This window comes from Nitrosopumilaceae archaeon (genome assembly GCA_035631875.1).
Classification (GTDB): domain Archaea; phylum Thermoproteota; class Nitrososphaeria; order Nitrososphaerales; family Nitrosopumilaceae; genus TA-20.
In genome coordinates this window covers 309307-332633 of sequence record DASQHX010000010.1, presented here as the reverse complement: position 1 = coordinate 332633, position 23327 = coordinate 309307, and the positions used below count along the sequence as shown (strand labels likewise).

Below are 23327 nucleotides of genomic sequence, written 5' to 3'. Positions count from 1 at the left end.
CGTTACTGTCAACGGTGGCGGTACACTTGTCAACGGTGGCAGCATTACTGTCAACGGTGCCGGCACACCTCTCAACGGCGGTGGCGTTAATGTCAACGGCGACGGCTCATTTGTCAACGGCGGCACCCTTACTGTCAATGGTGCCTCCATCAATCTGAGCGATACTGGTTTACTTGACATCAACGGCGGAATTCTCAACCTTAACGGCGGAACCATGACCATGAGTGGCAACGCCAAAGAAACTATCAGCGGTAACTCACTCGTTACCCTAAGTGGCAACACTCAAGAAATTTTCAGTGGTGACAACACCATCACTATAACTGGTAACAGCCAAAAAACCGTCAGCGGCAATGAAAATATCGTCATAACAGGTCAGAGAACAGAAACTATCAGCGGTGATGAAACCATAATCGTTCATGGCGACAGAACAGAGTCGGTGAGCGGTAAAGAAACCATTACTATACATGGTTCAAGAACAGAGACTGTTGACGGTAACGAAAAGATCACAATAACTGGCCAGAGAACAAAGACCATAGACCATGATGAAACCATAACAATACATGGCGACAGAACAGAGTCTGTCAGCGGTAAAGAAACTATTACTATACATGGTTCCAGAACAGAGACCGTAGACCATGACCAAACCATAACTGTAGGTGGCTCTAGAACAAAGACCGTAGACCATGACGAAACCATAACAGTGCATCACGACAGAACAGAGACTGTTGACGGTAACGAAACCATCACTATACATGGCAACAGAACAGAAACTGTGGACAAGAACGAAACCATCACTATACATGGCAACAGAACAGAAACTGTAGACCAGAACGAAAACATCACAGTTGGTGGTCACAAAACAGAAACTGTCAGTTCTGGTGGCACTCTTACCTTAGGTGGTCATGGAAAAGAAACTATCAGCTCAGGCACCACCATCACAGTTGACAAAGGTGGCACCATCACTAACTTATCAGATCATAGCATCGATAACTCTGGTACCATTACGATTGACTCTACCAGTACCCTAAACAACTTTGGTACCATCACCAACTATGGTACCATTAACGAAGAATGTGGATCCAATATAACAGGGAATCCCATTCAAGGTAAATCTCCAATCAATACATGTCCTACATCAATTCCAGATTTTCCATTTTCCTTTAGCTTGGTAATCATGTTTGTTGTTGTAGCAGCGGTGTATATGGGTATAAGACAAAAGATGATACCAAACTTCAAGCGATTTTAGCTACAAGAAATAATTCATAACATAAACGAGTCTTACAGGGTCTGGACTAGAAAATATTGATTCTAAAATTATGAATGACCATGTCTGTATCACTGAATAATTTTTGACATTTGCTAGATTGTTTTGGAGCAAATTTGTTTATGCAAGCGTTCCATTGCAAGATCTCTCATTTTTCCATCCAGCAGATCAAAGGTATCTATTTCTAGAGCTTGTATGTTCGTATTGTTTTTCTGGGGTTTATTTTCCACATACTATATTACAATCTGCCTATGATGAACTCTAGTGAGTCTTTTGTGGTTACATGCTGTTTCCACATTTGAAAATAAGATCTTCCCAACAAATCATAACGTATCTCATAATGTAACGAGTCTTACAGGATTCGAATCTTCAGTGAATTCAGTGCTGGTTCAGTTTTTTCCTTATAGATTCGACAAGTTCTGGAAATTCATCTTCCATGAAATGACCGCGATTTGTAAATTCATAGTATTCAGAATTTAATTTGCCATTAATATGACGTGCCTCGGATATTGGTATGTAAGGATCATCAGTTGAGGCAAACTGAATCATCCATTTTACATTTTTTCTAATTTTTTCCCAGTTCCAAGGCTCATCAAAATAGCCGCTGATTTTTTCCTTTTTATCGTTTAAATCAGTATGAGATGTGCCAACTAGCACAATCCCTTCAGCTTTGTTTTTTTCTAAATATCTCAATATTGCTACGGCTCCAGAAGAATGGCCAACAAGTATGGAATTATGATTTTTTACATGTTCTTCAATAAAGGGCAACCAAAACTGACTTCTTGCCAAATCAGGGTCTGGCATATTTTTGGCTATGACATCTAAACCAAGTTTCTCCAGTTCCTTTTTTACATATGGATACCATGATTCCGAAATATCCGTATTGTTGTTTCCAGGAATTATCATTGCGCGCATGCTCTTTGATTGTAAACCGAATTTAAAAATCTGATATAATATATCAAAGACTCATTTTTTTCTTTGAATAATTCAATACATACTGCATTAAATTATTTTGAGAAAAATGAGATTTAAATTTCAAAATTTTAATAGTTTCCAAAAGTGGAAGATCATTTTATATACTCTAGCGATCTGTCGATCATCGGGTTTGGGGTTTGGTAGGGTTAAAAAAATTTAATCAGTTTACGACCGTATTCATGGTTTCATTTTTTGCCCTAGCCTTCTTCTTAACATTTTCAATTCAAAATGCAAGTGCATCCAGTGAAGTTGTTCCATATGGAAGTGTATGGACACAGATTTCTCCTGGCAGTGGACCAGTGACCTTGCCTTTAGGTGATCAAGCTGGTTCTGGACCCGGAGGAACTGGATCTTTTACATGTTCTGGTTATGATTTTAACACATATTGGACTCCTGATTCTGAGATTGATATACAAAAAACCGTTATCCTTCCTCCAGGGACTAAAAACTTGGTTGTTGCTGGTGCACTTGACAATGACATCGATATCTTTGTTAACGGCCATGAAATTACACCTGGAAAACAAATTCGTGATGGCTGTGCTTTTCGGGATAACTTTGCATTTACCGCGCCAGATGCTGATTTGGTATCTGGCAACAACGTAATTACCATTAAAGCATATGACAGAGGAGTTGTGGATTTCCTAGATGTTCATGTAACTGCGGATCTTGGACAAACGTCAATTCCAGACTTTCCATTTCCATTTAGCTTGGTAATCATATTTGGTGCAGTCGCAGCTGTGTATATGGGCATAAGACAAAAGATGACAACCAACTTTAAGAGTTTCTAGCTAAAAATAATTCTTAAAATAAAAAATCAGTAAGAGTATTACAGGACTCGAATCAATGCAATTTATCAGCAATCCCTAAAAACACTGTAAACTGAAAATTAATGTGAAAACTCTACATCTATCCATAATTGTAATCTTGCTTGTAACTACTTTCTTTGGAATACATGATGTATTAGCACAGAATGTAACCAATTCTACAAATTCCATGCCGCCAAACGCAATCAGAACACCAAATGGAGGATGGATTACACCACTTCAAACAACTGATCAAAACGGCAAAAACCTCACCATACATTATGAAACAGGTGTTCAGGTTTCAAGCTCTGTCATGCCTCCGGGTCCTCCGCCAAATATTCAAATGAATTATTCACAAAACATTTCCCCCGTACTTTATATGCAACAAGAATTGTCTCCTCTACAACAGTCCAAATCAGGAATTGCGGCAAAAGATGTTGCGTGCAAAGAAGGTCTTCAATTAATTATCAAAGCAGAAGATGATTCTCCTGCATGTGTATCGTCTTACAACATCAATAAACTAGTAGAACGAGGATGGGCAAAACAAGAGCTTTACTATGTTGATTCTCACATGAATCCCAAGGTTACACTGTATGATTATTACTATGATGGAATATACAAAGATAACACAACAGTTTCAATTAACAATCAGACATACCATCAAACCACACTTGATTATGCAGATTATGATTTGAAAAAGGGAATCTCAATTCAGTTTCAAAACGTTACATTTGCATTTCCAGAGGGAACTATGAATACTCCAGGTGGTTCGTTCATAATGCTTGATATAAAATTCCAAGATGGTTCACAAGAAATCTATGGAGAAAATAAAAAAAATCCTGATGGTTCTGGTGCCATAGGTGGAATAGAAATTCCAACACAATATGGACCTCATTTAGCTACAAATTCAACTACTGTTCTTAGTAATCATCTAAATCCACAAGCAGGGTTGACAATCTATAATGATAAAATAAAACTTCTAGTCAGTACGGACAATCAAGCTTCATCTGCCCTCAAGCTTTACCTATCGGCTGATTCTGATATCATACAACCAGGAAAGTCAATTGGGATTACAATCTCAGTCAACAATACACTTGCAACTCCTGTAGACATTCCAGCTCAAAATAATTGGTCGTATTCAAATGTAAGTACAGGACCATGTGATACAATTGGATATGGAATTTCTATCCTTGATGGATTTTATGATAAAAATAATGTAACACAAGGAAAGATTTTGAATCTGTTTAATCCTGGTATTCTATGTCCAGTTTTTCAAGAGACTGCCAAGGTGTACAAATTCCAACCTAACAGTGGTGATGTAAAACAAGTCCAGTGCAAACCAATCGAAGGTTTGCAATGTGAAACTGGATCATACCAAATGGGACAAAATTACAAGTTCAATGGCTACTGGGATAGTGGCATGGTTCAACCCTTCAAGTCTGGCATCTATACTCTGGTTGGTAGTGATGAGTGGGGTCATGTTGCCATAGAACATTTTGTGGTAACTAACAGTACGATATTTGCAGGAGATCTTGGTACCACTAATTGTCCAATGATGTATAGTGGAGTCCAATTTGGTACGACAATAAAAAACTCGACAGGTTTTGCAAACTATTATAATTCTACTCAGTATGGTCATACGTTCTTCTTTTTACATCCAGGAATGCAGGGAACAATAAGTGTGCAATACACATCTCCTGCCAATGCAGCTTGGTTCCAAAACAATGGTAACGCACCTTTCAACATGACTAATGGCGCTGCTCTTTTCTACATGGCAAATGTAACCAATGGTAAGATGATAACATCATATGCTGTCTCACTCTACAATGATGAGACGGGGCATCACTCACAGATATGTCATTATGGTATGCCATATGGAGGATTCGAAGAACCATGCAATTCAGATAACAAAGGAGACATTCCGACATCGGAGCTGGCAGATGCCTCTAAATTACTACATCCTGGAATCAGCACTTCGTTTGAACCAAATTCTGTAATGTTTTATCCAAACAATAATCCCACCTTTACTGCTACTGTATATACAAATTCTGATGCCATGCCAGGAATCTACTGGCTCTCTCTTGAAAGAAGTATGTGCGGTCCTGGTGTACTAGCTAAACTTGTTGTCTTACCATAAGGAATTTAGAAAATGAAAACTCTACTCTCAATAATTGTAATATCTGGAATTGTTTTTGCCATCAATATACTTGCAAACACTAGTCTGGCATTTGCACAGGAAGCTATAACTGGTCCTCCTCCGGGCGAAACGCTTACTGTTGTTACTGATAGTCCATCCTATGAAACAAATGACATGATTACAATTCTAGGTGTATTAGAATCTGCTAATGATGGAAAGCCAGTAGTGATTCAAATTTTTAATCCCACAAATGTAATTGTAAAAAACTATCAAGTTCCTGTAGATAATAATGGTAAATATAATTTAAAAATAAATGGCGATTTTGGTGTCACAGGACAATACAAAGTTCTTGCGTGTATACACAATGGATGCTCTTCTACATATTTCAATTTCAATGTAAAACAAACGCCGCCTGTTATAATCACCAAAGTAGAGCTTGACAGCCCATTTTTAATAATGCCTGACAACAGAACATGCACTTTGCCAGCAAAACCAGGTTTCATAAATAACTGTCTTGCAGATTTGATTCCAGGGAAAAAGGTACAATGCGGATATTTTATTGGCAGCAAAACGTGTGAACCCATACACCAATCTACTGGCACCCACCACAATTGTTTTAATAATCATGATACCTCAAGTGCACCTCAATGGTTTGATGTGTATAATACACAAAATACGACAGTTAATTTGCAAAACTTTACCGTGGTAGAAAATTGGAATCAGCAATTCTATGGACAGATTGGACCATATGATATCGTTTTGGAATTGAAACCTCATGAAAAATGTACTTTTGCATTTTCTCCAGTTAATGAACCATTAGCCATGCCTTTGAATAACATGGCAATGGATATTTCATACAATTATAACAATAAAGATTACAATGTGTCTACGCCATCTTTGTCTGATAACTATAATGACATGAGGACGTGGCAATATGACGGAAATAAATGGACTTTTGCTGAAGAAAAAACTGCAATGGTTCCAGAATTTTCTCTCACACTTCCTGTCTTGTTGATTGGTATATTATCAATGATTGTATTTTACAGGATGAAATTTAGAAAATGAAAACTCTACTTTCAATAATTATTATAGAATTTAATTAAAATAATTTGGTGATTTTAAGATAGGATGATTTCACGTTTGCCAGACTCTTCGACATATTCTAATAACATGTCTGTAATGCCAGAAATTGCTCTGTCTATCTTTAAAATACGTTCTTGAACCCCTTTGTTATCTCTCTGCGATGTTCTAACCTTCAAGATCTCAACTTCAATTCTAATATCTGACAGGTATTTGTTGAATTTATGTGCCCATTTTGAATTATTTGTTTCATATTCTTCTAAAACCAAGTAACTCTTTGGTTCATAGTTTATTTCGTTTACAATGTTTGTTGAAGATTGGGTGCGCATCATTTGTAAATCACTATTATCACATTATCTTATTCACAATCATTAAAGAGCATGTGTATGTGCTTGATCTTCACAAGGTAAAGGCTATAATAGAATAATGTTACTAATCTTGATTCCATATGATTTTTCTATTTTCACTAGACCTGAACTTATCTGACTATAGATTAGGTTTAAAATAAAAAGTCAACATAGTAGATGGGTCTTAACAGATCCGAGTCTCCCATTTATCAGCAATCTCTAAAGGCATGATATACAAATTAAGCCTAGATTGCATTTTTGGTCAGGATATTATTGTCTAGATGACAGAGAGGGCGGCGTATCGGATCTTTCAAAGTATATGGCAATATCGGATGTTATTACGGTTGTCTCAGATTTAGGAAATAAAATTCCAGACAAATCATGGATGCTTTATCTTCTTGAGCTCTTTAACAAACAGCACATTCCTGTTGAACTTAATCTCATTTGTTCATTTAATGATGATGGCAAATTTCATGCAATATTTGAAGGTGAAAACAAATACGAATTTAAGATAAAACCAACAATAGGAAATTCATACCTGCGTCAAATAATCATGGAACCATCAAAACAAAGAATTGGTTACCATCTAAAAGATGAAATTTCTGGTCAGACTGATTCCTTCTTTTTTGATATAGATGAAAATTCATTTGATTTTTCCATATCAAAACATTTCACAGGTCTTGAATGGCACAACAGAGTAGGAAACATACCCTATCCAGTAAGATATGAAGTTGAAATATCAAATCTTGCCTATGGCATAAATGACCATGCTGATTTAGAATCTTTAGCATATTTTCCATATAATCAATTACTCTCTGATAGTGGAGGTTTTGCAAAAGAGTACCCTGTCTCTTTTCATAATTTTGAGATTAGAAATGGATTTATCACTTATATAATTGGTTCTGGCAAGCATCACATTGGTATAGTAAATAAATTCTTCAAGTCACATCTATAAGAAAATGAAAATTCTTCATAGAAAAGGATCGACAGATCTATAAACAATGATCTCATTAACCTAGAAAGAATTGAATCCCTGGTGGAAAGGTTTCAAGGAATTGGAATTAGATATCGAAGAATTATCTCTGGTTGAAACTGACAATGAAACATTGCAAACTAATTGATATTTTAATAATGTATCGTTGATTTTTGGTTGTTATTCTTTACTGCCAGCCTAGAATCAATCCAGTCCTAGCATTTACTTTAACCGTAATCGTTCGTTCCTTATCAAATGATGTCACTAGAAAATCAACAAGCCAAGTCCTGCCGTCTTCTTCCAAGACTGACTTTTCCAGCTTGATCATTGAATATTGTTGTTGTAAAAATCCTAGTGCTATCTCCTCAGCTTGCTTTGCTTCCATGCTGTATAGCAACATGTACTATTTTGATCCTAGAATTGATATTTAACGCTCTAGGTATATTATTACAGAAAACTCTTCTATTTTGCTCTCTATCTTGAGCATGTTTTACAGATAAATATTCTGAACATCATTTTACATATCTGACATGCTAAAATTAATACAGACAACATTTTTTATTATAATTTAATAATTTTCAACAAATCAACCCTAACATTTCTACTTACTAAAAGTTAATCTGCTTTCCATAAATGCCCTTTCCAATTTATATAGATTGCAGATGTATAGTGGATATACAAAAATGACAAATCAAAAAGTTGCTATTGTTACTGGCAGCTCAAGTGGCATAGGATATGAGACTGCACTTGTACTTGCAAGAAATGGTTTTCGTACATATGCAACTATGAGAAATCTAGAAAAAGCAAAAGCTATTTCAGATGTAGCAAAAAGAGAAAAACTTTCATTACATACCATAAAGCTAGATGTCACAGATGAAAAATCTGTAAACGATGCTATCAAAACCATCAAGTCTGATGCAGGAAGAATTGATGTACTAGTAAATAACGCAGGCTATGGTCTTATGGGATCTCTTGAAGATCTATTGATGAGTGAGATAAAGGCACAGTATGAAACAAATGTCTTTGGTCTGATAAGAGTAACTCAAGCAGTTCTGCCTATTATGAGAGAACAAAAAAGCGGCATTATTGTAAATATCAGCTCCATAGGGGGAAAAATGGCAATGCCGTTGTCATCACCATACATTGGTACAAAATTTGCAGTTGAGGGCCTCAGTGAATCTATTGCATATGATCTTGAACCATTTGGAATCAAAGTTGTTATGATAGAACCAGGTGCAATTAAAACCAATTTTGACACTGGCATGGTAGTGGCTCAAAAAAATCAAAATCCAAGTTCGCCTTATTATAAGAACATGCAGAAATTACAAAATTCCCTGAACTCAATTTTAAAGAATGGAACACCGCCTACCAAGGTTGCTGAAGTAATATTAAATGCAATTACAACACCTAATCCTAATCTAAGGTATACTGTAGGTGATGATGCTGCATTGCTTGCACAAAAAAGAAAAGAGCTACCAGATTCAGAATTTCAAAAACTTGTTTTCGAGTTTTTGAAATAAAAAATTTGAAAACTAGCAGAATCATGTGATAACTGTTCTAGTAGATTGCTCCTAAAAGAATAGATGAATGTTCTACTACCTCTCACTCGCTAAATATCAACAAAAATTCTCATCCTTCCAGTAATTACAGTTTTGGTTCTCGTCTTGTTATACAATAATGCATATGCATCTACCCTAACTGGTACTGCGACAAAATGCACAAATTTTAACGCTTGCTCCTATACAATCACAAGTGGCAGCAGTAATGGAGTTGCCTCTACCAATGGAGGCTTGAGTTTTCGGCTGCCTGGTGAAGCCAAAACTACTGCTACTCAATATAGCATATAAAAAATGTGGGTTTGGTCATTGCTGGGGGAGGATATGTTCACAATCATGTGCGCTCGTAGGATGCCCACAACCTACCACGCCTCATTCCGATCTGCTATTGATAAAGTCATTGTAAGATTCTTCTATGTTATTGATACCGATTAGAAATTCTATGCCAATTTTTTAAATTATAGACCAGATTGAAATCTATTCATGAAAACTACAATTTTACTATAACATTTGTACAAGCTGTTTTTAGCATATCTTGTCTATCTATCATTATGAAATATCGTGATATGAAAGATATTACTGCAATAATTCTACAGGTCATGATGATTTGATTACAACACAAAACAAAATGTCCATGGTTGCTGGAGACCAAAGCCAGATGAATATAGACTCACAACATGCAAAATCAATTGCAAGAAGGTTTCTTGAACAGTCTTACTCGCTAATTATATTCAAAAACGCAATCTTGGAAGAAAATACTTGGAATGTAATAACTGATGTGGGGCATCGTGATGAACATATCGTATGCACAAAAGTAGATGCTCATACAGGCAGAATACTAGAGTGTTTGTGAAATTGATTTTTTAACAATTCAGAGCCATCTCATAACAGTTTACGGCTTCCTTGCGTTTATTTAATTTTAGAAGGGCAAATCCCTTGTAACCTAATGCAGTTTTGGAATATGGGGTTAGTTTTAAAATTCTATCATAGTATTTTATTGCTTCCTCATATTTACCTGAACATAAATGAAAATTACCCTCATCATAAAGTGAGTTAATTTCCATGTTTTTTCTTTGTATCTCTTTTGGAGTGTTTATTGAATATTCCAATTTAATTAAGTATAAGGATAAATAGTCTTTAAAGAGATAGCAATTTTCATCAAGAAAAGTCTTACAGATAATTATTCAGAAAAACTGATGCGGGATTTGCCGGGTCTAATTAATTACCTGTCTTGATCATAGCAGGACTAAAGATAGATCATATATCAAAACGTGACAATTTTATAAAAATAGAAGAATATCATAGAACATTGTTACAACTCATTTTAATGCTAGTTTGTTATAGAATCTATATGCAATATGATAGAAGTTCCTATCAAATTGTGGGAAGGTAACTATGTTACTTCAAATTCCTGAAAACAAACAACTCCTCTTACAAAAGTCTACAATGATTGATCCAAGTATTATGCAAATTGGTATTATTAACAAAAAAGGTAGATTGGTAGAGTCCATGGGAACAGTCTCAACAGGCATGTCCAATCAGAAGAAAGAGATGTTTTTCATGGGATTTGCGCTTATCAGATCAATGCAAAAGGACTATGACGAAGACATGGGACCTATAAATTATATTCTGCTACAGCGTCAGAATTTAAAATTTATTTTAATCCCGATAGATGATGACGAAAGTGTTCTGATTATATCCAAAAAGGATTTTGATCATAAAAAATTTCTAAAAAACTATAACCAATTATTACAAAACGAAAATCACTTTTTGACATGAAAATATTGGAACGAGGAACGACAAATTGAATCTTTATGATACCAAACAGATCACGTGCTATAGATGTGGTAAGTTTATTGGAGAAGTTGATATAAATGCAGAAATTTTGTGTCCAAAATGTGGTGACTGCGCAGATCCATTTCCATATGGAGATGACAAGATATTGTATACTATGAATTGCATCATTAACAAAAAGAAAATCTAATAAAAGATCTAGTCAACATCCAGTAATTTCCTTTATCCTCTTACACGTGAAAACTCTACATTTTCCATTGAAAAGGATCGACAGATCTATAAAGAATGACGACTAGATTACAAAAAGGATTGAATCCGTGGTGGAAAGGTTTCAAGGAATTGGAATTAGATCTTGAAGAATTATCTCTGATTGAAACAAAAAGTAGAGAAAATAAGCTGATTTAGGGCAGAATAAGATTGAAAGTTTGATAAAGTTAAGCTCAAAAAAATAGGCTATTATTTTATTTCTAGTAATAGAAATAGTTTAAGAGCTAAATTATAATGAGTCAGGTGGAGTTATGCTTAACCCTTCAAAGAAAGTTTTCATTAGTCCAAATTGTTTGCAGGAGGAAAATAAGGAGAAATTCATACTGGAAAAACTTGCTAAACAAAAAATATCATCACAAAACATCTTCAAGAACGTGAATCTTGATATTGCCAATAATGGAGACTATATCATTCGATGTATTGATGATACTATTCAGGTTTTTATCTTGGAATTTATGTTAAACTTTGGTTTCGTAACAAAGAGAATAAGCGTACTATGATAACTTCTGTTAACTTATCGAGATTTGTTTACTAGAAATTTGTTGTGTTAACTTTCGAGGTTTAAGGTACTAGAACAGAACAAGATCAACGTTGTTTTTGAGAAGCCCACTTGATCAAGCTTTCAAGAAATATTTAGTTCTAATTTTATATGTGAAATTAGATCCTTAATACCGATTGGTTTTCGAATAAAACATTGTACATTAAGAGTTGGAAATATTCTTCTGAACTCATCATGGTATATTTCAAATGCCGTCATCAAACAGATCTTGGCATTGGTTTCCTTCTTTTTTATCTCTCGACACAGTTCAAAACCATTCATTTTGGGCATTCTGATATCAAAGAGAGATAAATCGTATACATTTGGCTTAAAGTCATCTAATGCTTTTAGTGGTTCAGTATATGCATCAACTTCAAAGCCATTATTTGTTAAACCATTTTTGAGGGATAAAGCAATATCAGGTTCGTCATCTACGACAAGAATTTTTGCCACGCTTCAAAACCTTGAAGGATGTATAAATCAATAATGGCAGATAGAACAATAGTATACAATGACATGATGTAAAATGATATGCCGCCTTTTTTATAATAATAAATAGTTGCAAAACAATTAGTTTTTAGGGTTTGGTATGATCAATAGGACGTTCATATGGACATAGATAAAATTCATCAATCAGAAGAATTCAAGTCCATCCTACATGTCAACTGTATGGAGATGGTAAATGAACTTCATTATAACCAAACCCAGATAATGGAAATGTACAAGCAGAATCCAACCTTCCCATCTGATTTCTATAATTTATCTTTGAGAGAAATTGATACAAAAATCCAAGTAATTAGAGAACTCTACAGACGGATCATACACGAAGAATTGTCGTAGACGATTTTTGACAGTTTGAAAGACCGATATAGATTTGACAGGACCGTTTTAAGATAATGCATTACAATCTGGTAGATTATAATAGAAAATTGTATCTATACTGCTTTACGTTATCGAATCCATATATGTAATGGATTGTAAACATGGAAAAAAATACCAATGATAGTAATCGTTGGCTAACACTAGTTTTTGTCTCGCTTCTTATATTGTCATCACTGGTCATTGTAGTGAACAATAATGCATTCGCATACACCGTAACAGTTACACCTGTGACCACACAGGTTACAACCATATCTGCAGACTTGGCTAAAAGGCTTGGAGGTAATGACACAGGCATCTATTATCCATTGTATGACCTAAACGAGCTTCCTCAAGTGCTTGCAGCAAAGATTGCTTTCCCTAATGTTCCATTTGGTGTAAACATAAATCCTGCATCAGGACCTGGAACTGCACCTTCAATAGAATGGACAAATGCAATTACCCAACTAAAGAGTGTTGGGGCTGTAGTTACGGGTTATGTGCCTACAGGATATGGAAAAATGAGCGTTACAAATGTAGAAGGTATGATATCCTCATATCAGCAGTTCTACCCAAATATGCTAGACGGTATATCACTTGATCAAGTCTCTGGATCTCAATCAAACTTTACCTATTACAAGACAATCTCAGACTATGCAAGGTCGATAGGTTTTTCATATATGGGAGCAAACCCGGGAAGTCCAATATATCAAGGAGATGTGCCGCTCTTCAACCTGATTGAGATATACGAATCAGCGGGTTATCCAAGTGAGTCAATACTTGCAACAAGAACTTTTTATCCTCAATATTCAAAGGATGTAGTTGGGTTTCAAGCCAAAATCCATACTCAGCCAACATATGATTCAGCTTGGCTTCATATGGCCACAAAATATGTCAAGTGGATATACATCACAGACAAGACAGAACCAAATCCATATGCTGTATTTCCATCATACTTTAACCAATATCTTTTTGATCTTTCTTCTTTAGCCGGAACAACACTAGGAGAATTACAAGTTGATAATTCCAATGGAGCATGCCAAGTGATAGGTGGAACTTGGGATTCTGGTACTAATACTTGTACTATTAATGCCAATCTTACTATTGATACTGGGAAATTGCTAACAATCGATTCAGGTGTAACATTAACGGTCACAGGCACTATCTCAAATTCTGGCACTATCTCAAACTCTGGTACCATAATAAATAGCGGTACTGTCTTGAACAGCCTCTCTGGCATCATCAACAACGCTGGAACAATCATAGATAGATGCGGTGCAACCTTTACCAATAACGGACGTCTCAATGGAAACCAAGTCCAAAATGCCTGTACATCAATTCCAGAATTTCCATTTTCCCTTAACTTGGTAATTATTTTTGCTGCAGTAGCAGCAGTGTATATTGGTATAAGGCAAAAGATGATTACTAAACTAAGCGAACAAAACCACTAGTCATACCTATATCTAAATTCTGTTTTCTGTCACTTCATCCCAAAGTATTTCTCGAATTATTGCAAGATATTCTATACTGCCTTGATGCTTTGTGTTAAAGTCAGGAATGTTTGTCATGAAATATCATACTTTGAAAATTATTTATGACCAGCTCGAGATTGTTATAGACGAACAATTCGTTTCCCTTGTAAGCAAATTTTATATGATATTAAAAATTTGACAAGTTGGTTGTTTTGTTATGCCAAGACAGGATACATGTTTTCTATCATGGACTGCCTTGTTTGATATGCGTCTGATTCCAAATGGCATCGGTGTAACCCCGCTTCAGTTCTAAAACCACATTGCAAACAAATATGCTGCATAACTTGCTTGCATATTGCACACAAGGAATATTTTGTGAGAGTTTCTCCGCATATTCTGCACGAATGATCTGGCAAATTACACAACTCCATTTTTTATTTGAGATGATCTTGTCATTTTATTTTGTTTTGGTTTTATGATTATTAAGTCGTGCTTACTATTGCAGTAAGTTAGATTGCTAGCTAGAATTATTTCATAAGATCAGTACAGTTTAGAAGTTCTATGCAAATTTTTTTAAACCAAATGACAAATTCCACTATGGATCTAAAATAAAATCAAAATAATAACTGCTCTTACCAGTTCCAAACGTTCAATTTCTCAGCAAGCTCTAAAAGTACCACAACTTTAGGTAAAAATAATGAAAAAAAATCAAGATGGTTTAGAGCCAAGTGAGAATAATTCTGTAAACTCTGTTTCGCCTTCTGCATGGCTTGCCCTTTCCATCATATGCGGACTAGCTCTTGTGACAATGTATGGAGAAACGATGGTCCTGCCTGCTATTCCTGATTTTATCAAAGATTTTAGCATATCATATAACACATCGTCCTGGATTCTTTCTTCATATTTGATAGCAGGCGCAGTAATGACGCCTATTGCAGGCAAGCTTTCAGACATCTATGGCAAAAAGAAGATTCTGCTAATTGTGATGATGATATATTCTGTGGGAATTTTGACTGGAGGATTTGCAAACTCTTTGCCTTTTTTGTTAAGTGCTAGGATTGCACAGGGTATAGGGATATCGATGTTCCCAATTGCGTTTGGCATAGTACGTGATATCTTTCCAATTCAAAAGCTTGGAATGGCTCAAGGAATATTTACTTCAACATTTTTTGGCGGCGCTGTAATAGGTTTGATAGCTGGAGCAAAAATAATTTCTGATTATGGCTGGCACGCAACTTTTTTTTCTGTATTTCCTATTGCGATAGGGTTGGCCTTTATAATGAACAGATTCATCAAAATAAAAAAAACGGAACAAGATACCATGACAATAGGAATAGATGTCAAGGGCACTCTGGCGTTATCTTCTACGGTAATTTTGTTTTTGATAGGCGTATCTTTTCTTCAAGAGATTAGTTCGGGGAATCTAGATTCTCTGGGATTTTTTGCAGGATCTGCCATATCATTGATAATTTTTGCAACTCTTGAAAAAAGAGTTGCTCATCCTCTAATTGATCTCAAAGTTCTTTCAGACAAGGTGCTATTACCATCAAATGTTATCATGATTATAGTTGGAGTTTCTACTTTTATGGTATACCAGACAATTCCTATACTGATACGCAGTCCAAAACCTCTTGGCTTTGGTGGTGATGTATTAACAATAGCTACAGTTCAGCTGCCTTTCATGATTGTCTCACTTGTAGTATCTGCGGCAGGAGGTTTTTTCCTCTCAAGAGTTGGTAATTTCAAGCTCACAGCACTTGGAACAATGTTTTGTACAGTTGGATTTTTTAGCATACTGACATTTCATTTTACCGAATATGCCATATCTGTCACATTGGCAATAATTTCTGTGGGGCTGTCATTTACTATTGTAGGTTGTTTTAACATAATTTTGATGTCATCACCGCAAAAGGTACAGGGAGTATCTCTTGGCATGAGTGTGCTGTTGATGCTTGTAGGGAACTCGCTTGGGCCTTCACTTGCTGGCATGTATCAGCAAATGTATCGGAGTACGATACCAAACCTTTCTGGCAGCTTTCCGTCTGCGCAAGCATATGATCAGATATTTCTAACTGCTGCATTGTTATCTGTAGTTTCAGTTTTTCTTGTAATTTTTTTGCGAAAAAATATGAGAGCTAAAACTAATACCATTCCAAGTTGAAACTCTACATCTCTTTGAAAAGAGGATACAAAGCTAACTGAACAATTCTCCTAAATGGGGTATGAATTGAAAATAAAGAATTGGAATGAACTAATTTATACATTTGATTAACAGAATATTATCTGTGCATGATATTACATGAGTAATAGCACAAATTCTGCGTCAGAGAGCCCTCTGAAGAATACGCTGTATAGATTTCTATGGGTTACAATGTTTGCATCAGATATAGGTGCTGCCATGCAAACTGTTGGATCTGGCTGGCTGATAACATCGCTTGCCCCATCTCCTTTTGTTGTATCACTTTTACAAGTGATGACAAGCCTATCCATATTTCTGCTTGCACTTCCTGCAGGAGCTCTTGCAGATATTGTTGACAGACGTAAGCTCTTTCTTGCCACACAATACTTTTCACTTGCAGTGGCTGCTACACTGAGCATCCTTACCTTTGGAGGTTTTACAACATCATCAATTCTTGTCGTGTTTACCTTATTGCTTGGCTTGGGCAATGCAATGAGCTTGCCTGTAAATATTGTAATTCAAACTGAGCTTGTGCCAAAGAAAAAAGCTCTTGCTGCAATGACTTTGTTTAGTGTAGCAATTTACATTGGACTTGCAGTTGGTCCCTTTCTTGGTGGCTTGGTAGTTGCCGCAGCAGGACCATGGGCCGTGTTTATGCTAAACGCACTTTCATTTGTTGGAGTAATTGTTTTTCTTCACAGATGGCACAAACCGCAAGAACGCAAGCTTCTTCCACCTGAACAGGTAATTGGAGCTATTCGCACAGGATTGAGATACATGCGGCACTCTTTGCATGTACGCGCACTCTTTGTTCGCGACTTTGCATTGACAATTTGTGGCAGTGCGCTGATTTCACTCTTGCCTCTCTTGGTTCGTAACCAAGCGGGATCAAACTCTATTCTTTTTGGAATTCTGGTGGGCGCGTTTGGCATAGGCGGAATGATAAGCGGTTTGGTTATAGTGCCGCGGATAAAAAAGATCTCAATAGAAAAGCGCGTATCAAGTGCAACAATTTTGTATGCTATTGCATTGGCTGTCTTGTCATTTCAGCATGACATCATTATTGTGTTTATTGGGGTATTTGCAGTTGGAACTGCCTTGATAATTATAACATCTAGCTTGAATTTTATTGCATACAATTCGGTATCATCATGGGTAAGAACACGTGTAGTTTCAGTTCACCAGCTGGTGTATTGGGGCGGAGTAGCTATTGGAAGTATGATATGGGGAATTGTTGCAGAAATCTGGGGAATTCCAACTGCATTACTTGCCGCATCTATTGGATTGATAATTGGTCTTGTTACCTCAACTCGTTACAAATTAAAGCCGCTCACAGATGTAGATATGACTCCATCAATGCATTGGTCTATGCCGCGCGCGATGATTGACATTGATGACCACGAGGAGGGATCCGTACTAGTAGAGATGGAATTTCAGATTGATCCGGCACGTTCGCACGAGTTTGAATCTGCAATGAACGGCTTACGTTCTGTAATGTTACGTGATGGCGCAATCAATTGGGAATTATTCCATGATGTTGAAAATCCAAGTAGATATGTTATGATGTTTACATCGGAATCCTGGACTGAACATTTACGCCAACATGAACGCATAACAAAAGCAGATCGTGCCATAGAACAACACGCCATTTCATTTCATATAGGAAAGGACCCACCACGTGTTTCCCATCTTATTAGTGAAAATATTTCCAAACAAAATCATAAAACGAAAAAGGAAGACAAATCTTGATTTTTTTAAAAAGAGAACTAAACTAACTTAACAAAACATCTGTCCTACAGAACTCATCTTTGAAGTTGTTAGTGTAATTTCATGATATTAATGGTCTGCCACATTTTGAGCATTTGATATGAAACATTTCCATGTATACTTGTTCTTTGGTATCTACTTCGATACACTGTTTGCCACCTTCTTTGCAAAAATGACAAAATTCCTTTTTCATATTATATTATCGCATTTTATTCATATAAAATTTCGCACAAATTTAGAATCAGTTTTAGTTGAATCCTTAATGTGATGATGCTTAGCTTTAGCTGGAGATTATCCTGATAGTCGTACTTTTCTTTTTATGCTGATCTGAATACTAGTGCTATGTAGCCGATAAGGACGCTACCCAAGATCAAGCCAGCTCCTTCAAAGAAAGCTAGCGGGTGAGCACCTCCTGCATATCCGTACTGTTCTGGATTTATTACAAAGATGGTTATCAGGGTACAGATAACCATCAGTGCAGCTCCTATTGGCATTAATTCGTGGTGTTTCCTTGCAGTTTCGGAATATCCTGAATGTATAGACATTAACTATTATAACGTGATTCAAAGATATACGGGTTTTGTCATAGATATATCTGATATAAAGCCAAATTACTTGTATATTTGTTCTTGAACTAAAACACGATTCTTTTCTACTAAAATATTATATGACCCACATACTATTGTTGTTTGAATAAGGAGACAACAGATAGACTGTCATTACCATGTGGGAACAAAATAAAAAATCCAACAAATTAAAAGTAATTATTCTTATTTCTATGATTTTTGTTTTTATTCCATTTACAATAGCTTGGTATGACTCACTAACTAATTTTGATTGTACAGAGTCAAAATCTCATGAATTAAGCCATATCAAAATAGGTTCGATTGAAGACAAGCAGCAAAATTGTTACCAAGAAACCGATCTCCATTGGGCCATGTTCTATGGCATTAATGGTATGATATACAGCTCCCCGTTACTAGTACTGGTTCTAAAAGTAAGAAATAATTCGCCTTAAATTATAAACAGAAAAATTGGTAGGGAGCTTTGTCACTTCTCAATGGAGTTTCACCATCTCGTGAATCTTGAAAATCAAATTTCTTAAAAAACCAAAATATCAGATATAAAGATCCTAGAGTAGTAATGAATACTGATTATACTTTATTAACTTCAACAATAGAATATCTATTATAAATAATATGAAGACCTCGAATTTGCAAAAGGCATCTTTTGCGGCTGTATCGTTTTTATCGTTATTTGCCATACATGATATGGATGATTTTTTTGGAAAAACTGACGAGTCTTCAGATGAGCAATATTTTTTGAACATCTCAAATTACTCCTATGGTAGTAATGATAATTCCAACGATCAAATCCGTAACCGTTTAATGAAAAAAACACTAGTCACATCCATTATAGAAAATGCATTGGTTAACATGGGAAAAGGTACCTATGCTACAGTTATCAATCAACTTGCTTCAATGCAAAATTGTACCTTGCAAGATTGTTTTGATCATCCAGAGTATTTGAAGGGTATACTAATGCGACATGGCTTTTACATATACAATTCCATCATCAGTTCAATCAAATCAAAGCTAAAGGAATTTGAATATGATAAAGAAATTGTAGATTTTATGAAGGGAATAAGCGAATAGCCTGATTTTAAAACTCTTTGTCGCTAAAAACTCTTGAAGCCTGGTATCATCTTCTGTCTTATACCCATATACACAGCTGCTACTGCGACAAAAATAATTACCAAGCTAAAGGAAAATGGAAATTCTGGAATTGATGTTTGAGAATTGAGACCTCCTACCAGTACATCATCAATACCATATCCATCACCACCTTGTCCATTCCCATGAATTATGATGGTTCTGATATGTGGAACAGTAAGACTAAAGGGATCTATATTGTTTAAACCACTGTCTGGTGAGTGTGGTCCAAATGTGTGCGTGTATAATGTATTACCAAGAGAGTCTTTTGCTGTTACAGTTACTGGATTCATGCCTATGCTAATAAGTTGAAATGAAATCGAACTTGCATCAGTTGGTAAATGTGAAACTGGATCAACAATATTGATGTCAAGATCTCCACTTCTGGTTTGATCCCATATTGCAGGAACAAGGATGTTGGGCTTGGAAGTTGCCTCGGATAAATCTAGAAAGATATGTGCATCAGATGTAAAGGAGACGCCGTCATTTTCATATTGATTAGTAATTAATGTTCCAGATGGGAAAGTGTCAAAAGTAATTGTGCTAGTTGCAAGGACATGTTGAGTTGAAACTGATGCAATAGCGATGAAGACTGCAATTACAGGTAAAACTAATATCTTTTTCAAATACCCAGACCCGTATTTAATTAAAAATAAGAAGTATTTATTGATGATCTTCCAACTTTGAAAGGTACAAACTTTGTATTTTAAATCTCGTATTTCTCAAAATAATTCATTAAAATTGGCAATTAGGATTTCATAGTTTGATTTTAGGTCCTGTAAGGCATGTGTTATGATTTGATAGAGAGTCTTTAAGATCATATAATGAAAATTATGATGTTGTGAGACGTAGTTATAAAATTCTGATTATTGGAAGCAGTATGGAACTTTTTGTTTTGTTTAATTTATTAATTTATCATATTTTCTTTTATCATGCTCCGTATAACTTGTTACTTGATGTTCTTGGCAATCTAATACACCCTATACTATTTGGTGGAATGGTTATTTTATTGATAGGAGCCATGATCTTCTTTAGAGACAGAAAAAGGATTCAGAAAGTGTAAGACTTGCTACAAAACTCTTTCCCAAATTTTATTTTAATTTAATTAGGAATTTATTCAAATTATGGAAAATGTGTTATGAAAAAAGCTAATACACACTATCGATTTAGAAAGAAATATCTGCATCATTGTAAGACTCCTGTCTTGAATACACCTCTAAGATTTGTATAAAATAGAAAAATGTTCTAGACAATTGTTACAATTTATTTTTATGATGGCCTTTGATTTAATGTTATAATGAAATTTAGTAAAATATTCTATAATGTTGCAGAAAAGCAAACCATCTCACTCCAAATCCATGAAAGCAAACAATTTCTTTTTGCGTCTCTAATTGCGCTCGTATTACTTGGTTCCATATTTGTTCCAACCTTATCCTCTTATGCAGATACAGGCAAAGAGAAACCAAAGAAGGATGATCCTCCAAAGAATACAAAAAACAACAAGGATAATCATGAAAATGAAGGAAAAGAAAAAGACAGAAAAGACAAAGACAAGGACGACCATCATAAACATTGTGAACATCAGGATGATGAAAAGTACAAACATCACTGTGATGAATAATCAAATTTCATCATTTTCTTTTTTATAATTACATTGTAAAAAGAATCAAATTTTTTTGTCGTTGCTGATGACCTCAAAGGTATTTCAAATGGATAATTGCAACTTGACAATCTCCAATTTTATAGGACCTTGAACCAGAGTTTTTTGTAATCAAGATTCTGCAAATGATTTTTGTGCTGCGGTACGTTATGATTTGTTCTAAAATAAAAAAAGGGGAATAATTTAGACTACTGGAGCTTCCCAGTCGTCTTGTGCGGTGATTCCGCCATCAGTCCAAGTCCATGTTATTTTCTGGTATGTGAAAGAGATCTCCTCATATTCTCCATACATGTTCAAGTGTGGATCATCTGCAGAATTTAGACTAGTCTGGCTGAGTGAAGAAATGTTGGCGTTGGTTAACTCTATTTTAAAGTACAAGGTTTCCTTGCCGTCCTGTCCAGTTTGATAATAATCAAGCTCAACAGTTGGAAGATTCTCGTTACTTGTTATAGCGTTGTAAAGTAGCGGTGTTGCCTTGTCTATGTGTGTTATAATCACTAGTGGTTGATGCACTCTCTTTCCAGTTGGCAGTCCAGATGCCGGATCCCTTGGACTTATTATCGCATGCTCTACTGCAATTACAGCAATCGTGCCTTCTTTTCCTTTTTGTGTCACACTGCCTGTGATAGCTCCCTGCTTTTGTCCAGTTACTTTAAGGAACTTTGTTATTGGTGGAGATTGCTCATCACTAGAACCGCCAGTACCAGATGAACCTGCTGGACCTTGTGGACCTGCGGGACCTTGTGGACCTGCTGGACCTGGAACTGTGCTAGCTGGACCTGCTGGACCTTGTGGGCCTGTCATGCCACAGTTTACGGTCTCATAGTTGTCAGAAATTATCTTGATGTTCAAGCTTGCTTTCTGTGCTGGTGTAAGAGAAAATTGAGTTGCCAAGGTATCACTGATTTCCTGTTTTAGGTTTGCCACAACACCTGGCTGATCAGATATTTTCAGATCAAGCTCTGTGTTGAGCATCTGTGCTGGAATATTTCCAATTGAACGTGGCCCATTATCACTTCCTTCCCTAAACGATTGTATCATAAAGACAATCTTGTCCCAGTGTTGGACTTGATCACCTGGAGGACATGCTGATGTAGTGGGAGGTGGTGATGTTTGAGCTAGTGCAGTACTAAGTGTGTTTGATGTAAGAATAACTCCGCTTAGAATTATTGTTGCTGCTATACTCAGAATGAGTATGGTCTTGTTTGTTTTGTATGTCATTAAACGGGTTTATGGAATAATGGGTATTTACGTATGATCTCTATAGAATTAGTTTTACCAAATTTGGAAATAAACTTGATACAGAAATATTATGATATAAAATAAACCAGTTTCAGAAAACTTTCTTAATAATTAAAATACCATTTCACTTTGAATTAACCAAAATCTCATCTAAAATGATTCCAAAGCAAGACGGTTTACCTAAAATTGCTAACATAAAACAATTAACCAAATATGACTATCAAGAAATCAATGTCAATCTATCATACGTTAGGCAAGACACTTTTGATAGCAGGAATAGCACTGGGAATAATTATAATATTTGATTATACTATATTTCTTGCAAATAACTCTGGAACTCTACATGTCAATCCATACGAGTACATCCAGTATTTTGTAACTGCACTTTTGATCATATCCGGGATTATACTAATTAAAAAAACTTGAAGAAACAAATTCCAAGATAAATATTAACAAGTACAATTATACAAAATAGCATGGGAGAGATGAGAGGAACCTGCATCATATGTGAATTTCAAGTGCGGGGAAACACATTAGACGAATTAGATATCAATTTCACATCGCATTTTGAAAATACTGGTCATGAGGCCTATTATACAGGTGAAGGAGACCAAAGAATAGAAAGAAGCGTTTCATGATACTTTTCATCAAATCAAAAAAGTGAAATAAGAAACTATGGAAAGTAAAGAAACGCAATACGTTC

The 23327-nt window shown here is 35.6% G+C and carries 26 protein-coding genes; 18 read left to right on the top strand and 8 right to left on the bottom strand.

Annotation, left to right across the window (positions count from 1 at the left end; translation table 11 throughout):
• Nucleotides 1-1246: hypothetical protein (locus VEU72_06890; protein ID HYL66865.1), on the top strand; the 1246-nt coding region annotated here is incomplete at its 5' end.
• Nucleotides 1247-1642: 396 nt separating this feature from the next.
• Here VEU72_06890 and VEU72_06885 read toward each other — a convergent pair.
• Complete coding sequence (locus tag VEU72_06885; GenBank protein HYL66864.1) at nt 1643-2179, bottom strand: alpha/beta hydrolase; 537 nt, start codon at nt 2177-2179, stop codon at nt 1643-1645.
• Between the two features lie 239 nt (nt 2180-2418).
• On the opposite strand from VEU72_06885, the gene VEU72_06880 reads away from it, so the two are divergent.
• From VEU72_06880 to VEU72_06870, 3 genes are all read left to right on the top strand, one after another.
• Complete coding sequence (locus tag VEU72_06880) at nt 2419-3027, top strand: hypothetical protein (GenBank protein ID HYL66863.1); 609 nt, start codon at nt 2419-2421, stop codon at nt 3025-3027.
• Between the two features lie 103 nt (nt 3028-3130).
• Nucleotides 3131-5179, top strand: coding sequence for a hypothetical protein (locus tag VEU72_06875; GenBank protein HYL66862.1), 2049 nt, complete (start codon nt 3131-3133; stop codon nt 5177-5179).
• Between the two features lie 12 nt (nt 5180-5191).
• Nucleotides 5192-6244, top strand: coding sequence for a hypothetical protein (locus tag VEU72_06870; GenBank protein HYL66861.1), 1053 nt, complete (start codon nt 5192-5194; stop codon nt 6242-6244).
• 53 nt (nt 6245-6297) lie between these two features.
• Here VEU72_06870 and VEU72_06865 read toward each other — a convergent pair whose 3' ends face one another.
• On the bottom strand, nt 6298-6591 hold the full coding sequence (locus tag VEU72_06865) for a hypothetical protein (protein HYL66860.1): 294 nt from the start codon (nt 6589-6591) through the stop codon (nt 6298-6300).
• 265 nt (nt 6592-6856) lie between these two features.
• Between VEU72_06865 and VEU72_06860 the strand changes: the two genes are divergently transcribed.
• Complete coding sequence (locus VEU72_06860; GenBank protein ID HYL66859.1) at nt 6857-7561, top strand: hypothetical protein; 705 nt, start codon at nt 6857-6859, stop codon at nt 7559-7561.
• Nucleotides 7562-7766: 205 nt separating this feature from the next.
• Here the strand turns inward: VEU72_06860 and VEU72_06855 are convergent, their stop codons facing one another.
• Nucleotides 7767-7979: a PepSY domain-containing protein gene (locus tag VEU72_06855; GenBank protein ID HYL66858.1), complete on the bottom strand. Its 213-nt coding sequence runs from the start codon at nt 7977-7979 to the stop codon at nt 7767-7769.
• Between the two features lie 283 nt (nt 7980-8262).
• Between VEU72_06855 and VEU72_06850 the strand changes: the two genes are divergently transcribed.
• The 3 genes from VEU72_06850 to VEU72_06840 all read left to right on the top strand — a co-directional run bounded on the left by VEU72_06850 (nt 8263) and on the right by VEU72_06840 (nt 9988).
• The gene (locus VEU72_06850) at nt 8263-9099 is read left to right on the top strand and encodes an SDR family oxidoreductase (GenBank protein HYL66857.1); all 837 of its coding nucleotides are present in this window, start codon (nt 8263-8265) and stop codon (nt 9097-9099) included.
• 144 nt (nt 9100-9243) lie between these two features.
• Nucleotides 9244-9426, top strand: coding sequence for a hypothetical protein (locus VEU72_06845; protein ID HYL66856.1), 183 nt, complete (start codon nt 9244-9246; stop codon nt 9424-9426).
• 316 nt (nt 9427-9742) lie between these two features.
• On the top strand, nt 9743-9988 hold the full coding sequence (locus tag VEU72_06840) for a hypothetical protein (protein HYL66855.1): 246 nt from the start codon (nt 9743-9745) through the stop codon (nt 9986-9988).
• 10 nt (nt 9989-9998) lie between these two features.
• On the opposite strand, the gene VEU72_06835 is transcribed toward VEU72_06840, so the two are convergent.
• Nucleotides 9999-10244 (bottom strand): tetratricopeptide repeat protein, encoded by a 246-nt coding sequence (locus tag VEU72_06835; GenBank protein HYL66854.1) that lies wholly within the window; start codon nt 10242-10244, stop codon nt 9999-10001.
• A 286-nt stretch (nt 10245-10530) separates the two neighbouring features.
• On the opposite strand from VEU72_06835, the gene VEU72_06830 reads away from it, so the two are divergent.
• On the top strand, nt 10531-10914 hold the full coding sequence (locus VEU72_06830) for a hypothetical protein (protein ID HYL66853.1): 384 nt from the start codon (nt 10531-10533) through the stop codon (nt 10912-10914).
• Nucleotides 10915-11447: 533 nt separating this feature from the next.
• The gene (locus tag VEU72_06825) at nt 11448-11696 is read left to right on the top strand and encodes a hypothetical protein (GenBank protein ID HYL66852.1); all 249 of its coding nucleotides are present in this window, start codon (nt 11448-11450) and stop codon (nt 11694-11696) included.
• Nucleotides 11697-11818: 122 nt separating this feature from the next.
• Here the strand turns inward: VEU72_06825 and VEU72_06820 are convergent, their stop codons facing one another.
• Nucleotides 11819-12187 carry a response regulator gene (locus VEU72_06820; protein HYL66851.1) on the bottom strand — a complete coding sequence of 123 codons (369 nt, stop codon included), beginning with the start codon at nt 12185-12187 and terminating at the stop codon, nt 11819-11821.
• 156 nt (nt 12188-12343) lie between these two features.
• Between VEU72_06820 and VEU72_06815 the strand changes: the two genes are divergently transcribed.
• From VEU72_06815 to VEU72_06800, 4 genes are all read left to right on the top strand, one after another.
• Nucleotides 12344-12574, top strand: a complete 231-nt coding sequence (locus tag VEU72_06815; protein HYL66850.1) for a hypothetical protein — start codon at nt 12344-12346, stop codon at nt 12572-12574.
• A gap of 143 nt (nt 12575-12717) precedes the next feature.
• Complete coding sequence (locus tag VEU72_06810; protein ID HYL66849.1) at nt 12718-14043, top strand: spherulation-specific family 4 protein; 1326 nt, start codon at nt 12718-12720, stop codon at nt 14041-14043.
• A 718-nt stretch (nt 14044-14761) separates the two neighbouring features.
• Entirely contained in the window at nt 14762-16225 is a 1464-nt protein-coding gene (locus tag VEU72_06805) for an MFS transporter (GenBank protein HYL66848.1), read from the top strand.
• Nucleotides 16226-16363: 138 nt separating this feature from the next.
• The gene (locus VEU72_06800; protein HYL66847.1) at nt 16364-17992 is read left to right on the top strand and encodes an MFS transporter; all 1629 of its coding nucleotides are present in this window, start codon (nt 16364-16366) and stop codon (nt 17990-17992) included.
• A gap of 335 nt (nt 17993-18327) precedes the next feature.
• Here the strand turns inward: VEU72_06800 and VEU72_06795 are convergent, their stop codons facing one another.
• Nucleotides 18328-18555 carry a hypothetical protein gene (locus VEU72_06795; GenBank protein ID HYL66846.1) on the bottom strand — a complete coding sequence of 76 codons (228 nt, stop codon included), beginning with the start codon at nt 18553-18555 and terminating at the stop codon, nt 18328-18330.
• Between the two features lie 654 nt (nt 18556-19209).
• On the opposite strand from VEU72_06795, the gene VEU72_06790 reads away from it, so the two are divergent.
• On the top strand, nt 19210-19665 hold the full coding sequence (locus VEU72_06790) for a hypothetical protein (protein ID HYL66845.1): 456 nt from the start codon (nt 19210-19212) through the stop codon (nt 19663-19665).
• Nucleotides 19666-19688: 23 nt separating this feature from the next.
• Here the strand turns inward: VEU72_06790 and VEU72_06785 are convergent, their stop codons facing one another.
• Nucleotides 19689-20348 carry a hypothetical protein gene (locus VEU72_06785; GenBank protein HYL66844.1) on the bottom strand — a complete coding sequence of 220 codons (660 nt, stop codon included), beginning with the start codon at nt 20346-20348 and terminating at the stop codon, nt 19689-19691.
• Nucleotides 20349-21019: 671 nt separating this feature from the next.
• On the opposite strand from VEU72_06785, the gene VEU72_06780 reads away from it, so the two are divergent.
• Entirely contained in the window at nt 21020-21343 is a 324-nt protein-coding gene (locus VEU72_06780; protein HYL66843.1) for a hypothetical protein, read from the top strand.
• A 222-nt stretch (nt 21344-21565) separates the two neighbouring features.
• Here the strand turns inward: VEU72_06780 and tssD are convergent, their stop codons facing one another.
• Nucleotides 21566-22603, bottom strand: coding sequence for a type VI secretion system tube protein TssD (gene tssD, locus VEU72_06775; protein ID HYL66842.1), 1038 nt, complete (start codon nt 22601-22603; stop codon nt 21566-21568).
• Between the two features lie 234 nt (nt 22604-22837).
• Between tssD and VEU72_06770 the strand changes: the two genes are divergently transcribed.
• Together VEU72_06770 and VEU72_06765 are read left to right on the top strand one after the other, a co-directional pair.
• Nucleotides 22838-23050, top strand: coding sequence for a hypothetical protein (locus tag VEU72_06770; protein ID HYL66841.1), 213 nt, complete (start codon nt 22838-22840; stop codon nt 23048-23050).
• 50 nt (nt 23051-23100) lie between these two features.
• Nucleotides 23101-23262: a hypothetical protein gene (locus VEU72_06765; GenBank protein HYL66840.1), complete on the top strand. Its 162-nt coding sequence runs from the start codon at nt 23101-23103 to the stop codon at nt 23260-23262.
• The last annotated feature ends 65 nt before the right edge of the window (nt 23263-23327 follow it).